This window comes from Acinetobacter sp. YH12027 (assembly GCF_013420085.1).
Lineage (GTDB): Bacteria > Pseudomonadota > Gammaproteobacteria > Pseudomonadales > Moraxellaceae > Acinetobacter > Acinetobacter amyesii.
The window spans coordinates 25,409-33,174 of the sequence record NZ_VOYW01000038.1; the positions used below are offsets into that span (position 1 = coordinate 25,409).

12 protein-coding genes are annotated in these 7,766 nt (G+C 42.3%); all 12 read left to right on the top strand.

Going from position 1 to position 7,766, the window contains the following annotated elements; all coding sequences use genetic code 11:
• Positions 1–7: 7 nt before the first annotated feature.
• The 12 genes from rplR (at position 8) to FTT94_RS13170 (ending at position 7,612) form a co-directional block, all read left to right on the top strand.
• A complete protein-coding gene (rplR, locus tag FTT94_RS13115; RefSeq protein ID WP_067762903.1) occupies positions 8–358 on the top strand; it encodes a 50S ribosomal protein L18 in 351 nt (116 codons plus the stop codon).
• Positions 359–360: 2 nt separating this feature from the next.
• Positions 361–858: a 30S ribosomal protein S5 gene (gene rpsE, locus FTT94_RS13120; protein ID WP_067762902.1), complete on the top strand. Its 498-nt coding sequence runs from the start codon at positions 361–363 to the stop codon at positions 856–858.
• Positions 859–864: 6 nt separating this feature from the next.
• The gene (rpmD, locus tag FTT94_RS13125; RefSeq protein ID WP_005012961.1) at positions 865–1,041 is read left to right on the top strand and encodes a 50S ribosomal protein L30; all 177 of its coding nucleotides are present in this window, start codon (positions 865–867) and stop codon (positions 1,039–1,041) included.
• A gap of 3 nt (positions 1,042–1,044) precedes the next feature.
• Positions 1,045–1,485 (top strand): 50S ribosomal protein L15, encoded by a 441-nt coding sequence (rplO, locus tag FTT94_RS13130; protein ID WP_078189271.1) that lies wholly within the window; start codon positions 1,045–1,047, stop codon positions 1,483–1,485.
• A gap of 45 nt (positions 1,486–1,530) precedes the next feature.
• Positions 1,531–2,850: a preprotein translocase subunit SecY gene (gene secY / locus FTT94_RS13135; protein WP_171263746.1), complete on the top strand. Its 1,320-nt coding sequence runs from the start codon at positions 1,531–1,533 to the stop codon at positions 2,848–2,850.
• A 20-nt stretch (positions 2,851–2,870) separates the two neighbouring features.
• Positions 2,871–2,987 (top strand): 50S ribosomal protein L36, encoded by a 117-nt coding sequence (rpmJ, locus tag FTT94_RS13140; RefSeq protein WP_000867907.1) that lies wholly within the window; start codon positions 2,871–2,873, stop codon positions 2,985–2,987.
• A 107-nt stretch (positions 2,988–3,094) separates the two neighbouring features.
• On the top strand, positions 3,095–3,451 hold the full coding sequence (gene rpsM / locus FTT94_RS13145) for a 30S ribosomal protein S13 (protein WP_078189269.1): 357 nt from the start codon (positions 3,095–3,097) through the stop codon (positions 3,449–3,451).
• A gap of 19 nt (positions 3,452–3,470) precedes the next feature.
• The gene (rpsK, locus tag FTT94_RS13150) at positions 3,471–3,857 is read left to right on the top strand and encodes a 30S ribosomal protein S11 (protein ID WP_001040166.1); all 387 of its coding nucleotides are present in this window, start codon (positions 3,471–3,473) and stop codon (positions 3,855–3,857) included.
• A gap of 12 nt (positions 3,858–3,869) precedes the next feature.
• Positions 3,870–4,496 (top strand): 30S ribosomal protein S4, encoded by a 627-nt coding sequence (gene rpsD, locus FTT94_RS13155; protein WP_078192454.1) that lies wholly within the window; start codon positions 3,870–3,872, stop codon positions 4,494–4,496.
• 17 nt (positions 4,497–4,513) lie between these two features.
• Positions 4,514–5,521, top strand: coding sequence for a DNA-directed RNA polymerase subunit alpha (locus FTT94_RS13160; protein ID WP_004650465.1), 1,008 nt, complete (start codon positions 4,514–4,516; stop codon positions 5,519–5,521).
• Between the two features lie 18 nt (positions 5,522–5,539).
• Complete coding sequence (rplQ, locus tag FTT94_RS13165) at positions 5,540–5,905, top strand: 50S ribosomal protein L17 (RefSeq protein ID WP_005012953.1); 366 nt, start codon at positions 5,540–5,542, stop codon at positions 5,903–5,905.
• Positions 5,906–6,121: 216 nt separating this feature from the next.
• On the top strand, positions 6,122–7,612 hold the full coding sequence (locus FTT94_RS13170; protein ID WP_111885417.1) for an NAD(P)/FAD-dependent oxidoreductase: 1,491 nt from the start codon (positions 6,122–6,124) through the stop codon (positions 7,610–7,612).
• Positions 7,613–7,766: the final 154 nt, after the last annotated feature.

Sequence of the window (7,766 nt, forward strand, 5' to 3'; positions counted from 1 at the left end):
GGTTCTTATGAACGAAAAGAAACAATCCCGTTTGCGTCGTGCGAAAAGCACACGCTTGCACATCCGTGCATTGGGTGCGACTCGTTTGTGTGTAAACCGCACTCCGCGTCACATCTATGCTCAAGTTATCTCTGCAGATGGTGGCAAAGTATTAGCGCAAGCTTCTACTTTAGACGCTACTCTACGTGCTGGTACTACTGGTAACGTTGAATCGGCTCAGAAAGTTGGTGCTTTAATTGCAGAACGTGCTAAAGCGGCTGGTGTAACTAAAGTTGCATTTGACCGTTCTGGTTTCAAATATCATGGTCGTATCAAAGCCTTGGCTGATGCTGCTCGTGAAAACGGCTTGGAGTTCTAATCATGGCTAAAGTTGAACAAAACGAAGGTCTTGTTGAAAAGCTGGTTGCCGTTGATCGTGTAGCCAAAGTTGTTAAGGGTGGTCGTATCTTCTCTTTCACAGCATTAACTGTTGTGGGTGATGGTAATGGTCGCGTAGGTTTTGGTCGTGGTAAAGCACGTGAAGTTCCAGCTGCTATTTCTAAAGCACTTGAAGCTGCTCGTCGCAACATGATTACTGTTGACCTTGTTGACGGTACTGTTCAGCACCCTATCAATGCTCGTCACGGTGCAAGCCGCGTTTACATGCAACCTGCTTCTGAAGGTACTGGTGTAATTGCTGGTGGCGCTATGCGTGCAGTTTTAGAAGCTGTAGGTGTACGTAACGTATTAACTAAGTGTTATGGTTCTACTAACGCTGCTAACGTAGTAAACGCAACTTTTAACGGTTTGCGTGATATGACTTCTCCTGAGAAAGTTGCTGCGAAACGTGGTTTATCAGTAGCACAAATTCAAGGGTAATCAATCATGAAAACGATTAAAGTTACCCAGACTAAATCTTCATCGCATCGCTTGAAAAATCACAAGCTTAGCCTTAAAGGTTTAGGTCTGCGTCGTATTGGTCATACAGTTGAAGTGCAAGATACGCCTTCTAACCGTGGTATGATCAACCAAGTTTACTATATGGTTAGTGTAGAGGAATAAGCCATGACTCTGCGTTTAAATACAATTGCACCTGCAGAAGGTGCTAAGCGTGACAACCTTCGTTTAGGCCGTGGTATCGGTTCTGGCGTTGGTAAGACTGGTGGCCGTGGTGTCAAAGGTCAAAACTCACGTAAGAGCGGTGGTACACGTCCTGGTTTCGAAGGTGGTCAAACTGCGTTATATCGTCGTTTACCTAAATTCGGTTTCACTAGCCAAATGGCTTTGAAAACTGCTGAAGTACGTTTATCAGAACTTGCTAAAGTTGAAGGCGACATCGTGTCTCTTGAAACTTTAAAAGCTGCTAACGTTGTGCGTAAAGATATGTTACGTGCACGTATCGTACTTTCTGGTGAAATTACTCGTGCATTCACTGTTCAAGGTGTTGCATTGACTAAAGGCGCTAAAGCTGCTGTTGAAGCTGCTGGCGGTAAAGTCGAGGAGTAATCCCCAGTGTCTATGACTCCTAGTTCGACAGGTCATGTTAACATGATGAAAGGCCAACCTTTTCATGTGAAATATCGTGAAATTATCCGCCGTATGATGTTCCTCATCGGGGCGTTGTTGGTTTTTCGACTGGGAGCACATATTCCAGTACCGGGCATTAACAATGCCGCACTAGAGAATCTGTTTAATGCAAACCAAGGTACGATCCTTGGTTTGTTTAACATGTTCTCAGGTGGTGCATTAGAGCGTATGTCAATTCTTGCTCTTGGGATTATGCCGTATATCTCTGCATCGATTATCGTGCAGTTAATGTCTACGGTTGTTCCTTCGCTGGAAGCTTTAAAGAAAGAAGGCGAACAAGGTAAGCGTAAGATCAATCAATATACGCGACAAGGCACATTGTTTCTTGCACTTGTGCAAGCTGTTGGGATGTGTGCAGGTCTGATTAGTCAAAATATTACTTTGACTAGTGGACTTGCTTTTTACGTTCCTGCTGTAACTTCTTTGGTTGCAGGTACAATGTTCCTGATGTGGTTAGGTGAGCAAATTACTGAGCGTGGAGTAGGGAATGGTATTTCCATGATCATCTTCGCAGGTATCGTTGCTGGTTTGCCGAACTTGGTTCTGCAATCTTTAACCTCAGTAGATAATGGCCAATCTAGTTTAATTGGTCTTGCAATATTTGCATTGCTATCTGTTGCAGTGTTAGCAGCAATTGTGTTTATTGAGAAGGCGCAGCGTCGTATTCCGGTAAACTATGCTCAAAAACAGCAAGGTCGTCGTGTATTTACTGCTCAGCAAACACATTTGCCATTAAAAATTAATATGGCGGGTGTGATTCCTGCAATTTTTGCGAGTTCATTGCTATTGTTCCCAGCGAGCTTAGGGCAATGGGTTGGCAGTGCAGACCCAAATGCTGGCGTGATTAAACGTGGCCTACAAGATTTGGCACTCGTATTGTCGCCGGGTCAACCGATGTATTTGGTGCTATTTGGTGCATTAATTATCTTCTTCTGTTACTTCTATACTGCGCTAGTATTTAGTCCGAAAGAAGTGTCAGAGAATTTAAAACGTAGTGGTGCTTATGTACCGGGTATTCGTCCTGGTGAGCAAACTGCACGCTATTTAGATCATATTTTGAATCGTTTGACTTTTATTGGCGCGGTTTATATCACAATCATCTGTTTAATGCCGATGATTCTACAAAGCTCATTTGGTATTCCATTTAGCTTAGGTGGTACGTCTTTACTGATCGTAGTGGTGGTGGTGATGGACTTTATGGCTCAGCTCCAAGCTCATCTCACATCGCATCAATATGACAATCAATCGTTAATGCGTAAAACGACTGCTCATCCGAAAGGATAAGCGCACTTAGAGGTTTCATTATGAAAGTTCAAGCTTCTGTAAAGAAAATTTGTGGTAGCTGTAAAGTTATCCGTCGTAATGGGGTTATTCGCGTAATTTGCAGCGCAGAACCTCGTCATAAGCAGCGTCAAGGTTAATCTGATCAAGACCTGTTGATTTCAGTAGGCTAATTAGGTTATTATCCGCCCCTCAAAGATTTTGTCGGGCGGTTGATTATCTTAACTGCCTTTTTGGAGAAAATTGAATGGCTCGTATTGCCGGTGTAAACATTCCGGATAACAAGCATGCTGTTATCTCTCTAACGTACATTTTTGGTATTGGTCGCCACACTGCAAAAGCTATCTTAGCTGCTGCTGGTATTGCACCAACAACTAAAATTCGTGAATTAGATGACGCTCAGCTTGATGCGATTCGTGCAGAAGTTACTAAGGTTCCTACCGAAGGTGATTTACGTCGCGAAATTTCCATGAACATTAAACGTTTAATGGATTTAGGCTGCTACCGCGGTCTTCGTCATCGTCGCAGCTTGCCTGTCCGTGGTCAACGCACCAAAACTAACGCACGTACCCGTAAAGGTCCGCGCAAACCTATTAAGAAATAAGATTTCTGGAAGCTAAAAGATGGCTAAAGATACTCGCACACGCAAGAAGGTCACTCGTACCGTCTCTGAAGGTGTTGCACACATTCACGCTTCTTTTAATAACACCATTGTGACTATTACCGATCGTCAAGGTAATGCACTGGCTTGGGCTACCTCTGGTGGACAAGGCTTCCGTGGATCACGTAAATCAACTCCGTTTGCTGCTCAGGTAGCTGCTGAAGTTGCTGGTAAAGCTGCTTTAGATTACGGTTTGAAAAACTTGGACGTCCTTGTAAAAGGTCCTGGTCCAGGTCGTGAATCTGCGGTTCGTGCTTTAGGTGCAGTGGGTTATAAAATTAACAGCATTACCGATGTGACGCCAATCCCGCACAACGGTTGCCGTCCACCTAAAAAACGTCGCGTGTAAGGAGAAACATTCATGGCTCGTTATATTGGTCCAAAATGCAAACTCTCTCGCCGCGAAGGGACAGACCTGCAATTAAAATCTGGCGTTAAACCATTTGACGTCAAAACAAAAAAAGCTGCTAAAGCACCTGGCCAACATGGTGGCGCTCGTGGCGGCAAACAATCTGAGTACTCACTACAATTACGTGAAAAACAAAAAGTACGTCGTATGTACGGTGTTTTAGAGCGTCAATTTAGTAACTACTACAAAGAAGCTGCTCGTGTTAAAGGCGCAACAGGTGAAAACTTGTTGAAACTTCTTGAAAGCCGTCTAGATAACGTTGTTTATCGCATGGGTTTTGGTTCTACACGTGCAGAAGCTCGTCAGCTTGTATCTCACCGTTCAATCACTTTAAATGGTCGTCGTGTTAATATCGCGTCTATCCAAGTTAAAGCTGGTGACGTTGTTGCAGTTCACGAAGGTGCTAAACAACAATTGCGTATCAAAAACGCAGTTGAGTTAGCGACTCAACGTGGCATTCCATCTTGGATTGAAATTGATCATTCTAAATTGGAAGGTACGTTCAAAGCTGCACCAGATCGCTCTGATTTACCTGCTGAAATCAACGAAAGCTTGATTGTAGAATTGTATTCTAAATAATCCTTGAGGTAGCAATAATGACGCGTACTGCAAATGAGTTTCTAACTCCGCAAGCGATCAAGGTCGAAGCGGCAAGCGGGACCTCGGCAAAAGTTATTCTAGAACCATTAGAGCGTGGCTTTGGTCATACTCTTGGTAATGCTTTACGTCGTATCCTTTTGTCTTCTTTACCTGGCGCAGCCGTGGTTGAAGTAGAGATTGAAGGTGTCGAGCACGAGTACAGTACTTTGGAAGGCTTGCAGCAGGACATCGTCGAGCTCTTGCTGAACCTAAAAGGATTGTCTATTAAGCTGTTCGATCAAAATGAAGCTTATCTGACATTGGAAAAACAAGGTCCTGGCGACGTTACAGCCGCTGACCTTCGTTTACCACACAATGTTGAAGTGGTTAACCCTGAACATTTGATCGGTACTTTAAGTGCTTCTGGCTCATTAAAAATGCGCCTGAAAGTTTCTCAAGGTCGTGGTTATGAGACTTCTGATTCACGCTTCCCTGAAGGCGAAACTCGCCCAGTGGGTCGTTTACAATTAGATGCTTCTTACAGCCCAATCAAACGTGTGTCTTATACAGTGGAAAACGCTCGTGTAGAACAACGTACTGACCTTGATAAACTGATCATTGATCTTGAAACCAACGGTACTGTTGATCCTGAAGAAGCAATCCGCAAAGCGGCAACAATCTTGCAACAACAAATTGCAATTTTTGTTGATCTTCAGAAAGATCAAGCACCAGTTGCTCAAGAGCCTCGTGAAGAAGTTGATCCGATTTTGCTTCGTCCAGTAGATGATCTAGAGCTTACTGTTCGTTCTGCTAACTGTTTGAAAGCAGAAAATATTTACTACATTGGCGATCTTGTTCAACGTACTGAAGTTGAGTTGCTTAAAACTCCTAACTTAGGTAAAAAATCGTTGACTGAGATTAAAGATGTTCTGGCATCGAAAGGCTTGCAATTGGGCATGCGTTTAGAGAACTGGCCACCGGCTAGCCTCCGCATGGACGATCGCTTTGCTTATCGTAGCCGTTAATTAAGTAGGACTATCACCATGCGTCATCGTAATAGTGGTGTGAAATTAGGCCGTACAAGCAGTCATCGTAAAGCGATGTTCCAAAACATGGCTAATTCTTTGTTCGAACACGAGTTAATTAAAACTACTGTTCCTAAAGCAAAAGAATTGCGTCGTGTTGCTGAGCCTTTAATCACTTTAGCTAAAGTCGATTCTGTAGCAAACCGCCGTTTAGCGTTTGCTCGTACTCGTTCAGCTGCAACTGTTGGTAAATTATTTACCGTTCTTGGCCCTCGTTACAAAGAACGTAACGGCGGTTATCTACGTGTTCTTAAAGCGGGCTTCCGTGCAGGTGATGCTGCACCGATGGCTTACGTTGAGCTAGTAGATCGCGAAGTTAACTAATTTCGTGAAGAGCAGCGTACGTTGTTCTAAAAAAGGTCGGTTTTTAACCGACCTTTTTTAATGCCTGCAGTTTTGTGGTGGCTATATATTGTTAGACAATAATTCAATTTGTCCTTAAAAGATAAAAATAAAACGCCTTTTGCTTAAACTTGACATTGTGCATTGTCAAAAATGTGATTTAATAAATATAAATCTAAGATAGGTTAAAAGAACAACATGGAAAAACAAGTTGATATTCTCATTGTAGGTGCAGGGATCTCCGGTGTAGGTTTGGCTGCTCATCTTTCAAAAAATTGTCCAAATCGTTCATTTGAAATTATTGAACGTCGTGAAAGTTTCGGTGGTACATGGGATCTTTTTAAATATCCTGGTATTCGTTCTGATTCGGATATGTCAACTTTTGGCTTCAATTTTAAGCCGTGGAAAAAATCTAGTGTGCTTGCTGATGGGTCTTCGATTAAAGGCTATCTTTCTGAAGTGATTGATGAATATAAGATCAAAGAAAAAATTCATTTTCAGCACCGTGTTGTGAGTGCGAACTACGATTCACAAACTCGTAAATGGTCTGTTGTTATTGAAGATGCGAAGAAGAAACAACAAACCTGGGTTGCAAATTTCGTCTTTGGCTGTACGGGTTATTATAATTATGACCAAGGTTTCCAACCTGAGTTTAAAGGGCAGGAAAACTTTAAAGGTACCTTCATTCATCCACAACATTGGCCTGAAAATTTTAATTATGCAGGCAAAAAAGTTGTGATTATTGGTAGTGGCGCAACAGCAATTACCCTTGTGCCAGCAATGGCAAAAGGCGGTGCAGGGCATGTAACTATGCTACAGCGCTCTCCGACCTATATTGCCTCAGTACCTTCTATTGACATCATTTACGACAAAATGCGTAAAGTATTACCTGAAGATGTTGCTTATAAACTTACCCGTGCACGAAATATCGGTGTCCAACGGGCTGTTTATGCTATTGCACAAAAGCAACCTAAATTACTCCGTAAATTTTTATTAAAATCAATTGAGTTGCAGTTGAAAGGTAAAGTGGATATGAAGCACTTTACCCCAGATTACAATCCTTGGGATCAGCGCCTTTGTGTGGTGCCAGATGGTGATTTGTTTAAAATTTTACGCGAAGGCCGTGCATCTGTTGAAACCGATCAAATTGAAAGTTTTACTGAAAATGGCATTCAATTAAAATCAGGTAAACATTTAGAAGCGGACGTGGTGATTTCAGCTACAGGACTCAACATTCAAATTCTAGGCGGGATCAGTGCCACAATCGATGGACAGCCATTAAATACCTCTAAGCATATGTTGTACCGTGGCGTGATGGTCAGTGATGTACCAAATATGGCGATGATTATTGGCTATATTAATGCTTCATGGACATTAAAAGTTGATATTGCTTCTGAATACATCTGTAAATTGATTAACTATATGGATCAAAATGGTTATAACCAAGTGATTCCACAAGGCGATGCGACCGAGTTGTTAGAAGACACAGTAATGGGAAGCTTGACTTCAGGTTATATTGCACGTGCGGCAGATGTGATGCCAAAACAGGGTAAACATGCACCGTGGAAAGTCAGCAATAACTATTTGGCAGATCGTAAAGAATTAAAGCATGCTTCATTTGAAGATGGAGTGCTGAAATTTGAAAAAAAGTCTGATCAAGTGGCGGCTAAACCCAGATTAGTTTCTTAAGTCAGTTACATAAAAAAGGAGCATCATGCCACTGCTGTCCCATAGTTTGCTTTAAATAAAAAAACCTGAGTCCTAACAGTTAAAATATGAGTGCAAACAAACACTTTAACGACCAGGATTCAGGTTTTGTCACATCAGAATACCGTATTTCATG

Coding starts and splice junctions, on each gene's coding strand:
- rplR (WP_067762903.1), top strand. CDS start 8: ATGAACGAAAAGAAACAATCCCGTTTGCGTCGTGCGAAAAGCACACGC.
- rpsE (WP_067762902.1), top strand. CDS start 361: ATGGCTAAAGTTGAACAAAACGAAGGTCTTGTTGAAAAGCTGGTTGCC.
- rpmD (WP_005012961.1), top strand. CDS start 865: ATGAAAACGATTAAAGTTACCCAGACTAAATCTTCATCGCATCGCTTG.
- rplO (WP_078189271.1), top strand. CDS start 1,045: ATGACTCTGCGTTTAAATACAATTGCACCTGCAGAAGGTGCTAAGCGT.
- secY (WP_171263746.1), top strand. CDS start 1,531: ATGAAAGGCCAACCTTTTCATGTGAAATATCGTGAAATTATCCGCCGT.
- rpmJ (WP_000867907.1), top strand. CDS start 2,871: ATGAAAGTTCAAGCTTCTGTAAAGAAAATTTGTGGTAGCTGTAAAGTT.
- rpsM (WP_078189269.1), top strand. CDS start 3,095: ATGGCTCGTATTGCCGGTGTAAACATTCCGGATAACAAGCATGCTGTT.
- rpsK (WP_001040166.1), top strand. CDS start 3,471: ATGGCTAAAGATACTCGCACACGCAAGAAGGTCACTCGTACCGTCTCT.
- rpsD (WP_078192454.1), top strand. CDS start 3,870: ATGGCTCGTTATATTGGTCCAAAATGCAAACTCTCTCGCCGCGAAGGG.
- FTT94_RS13160 (WP_004650465.1), top strand. CDS start 4,514: ATGACGCGTACTGCAAATGAGTTTCTAACTCCGCAAGCGATCAAGGTC.
- rplQ (WP_005012953.1), top strand. CDS start 5,540: ATGCGTCATCGTAATAGTGGTGTGAAATTAGGCCGTACAAGCAGTCAT.
- FTT94_RS13170 (WP_111885417.1), top strand. CDS start 6,122: ATGGAAAAACAAGTTGATATTCTCATTGTAGGTGCAGGGATCTCCGGT.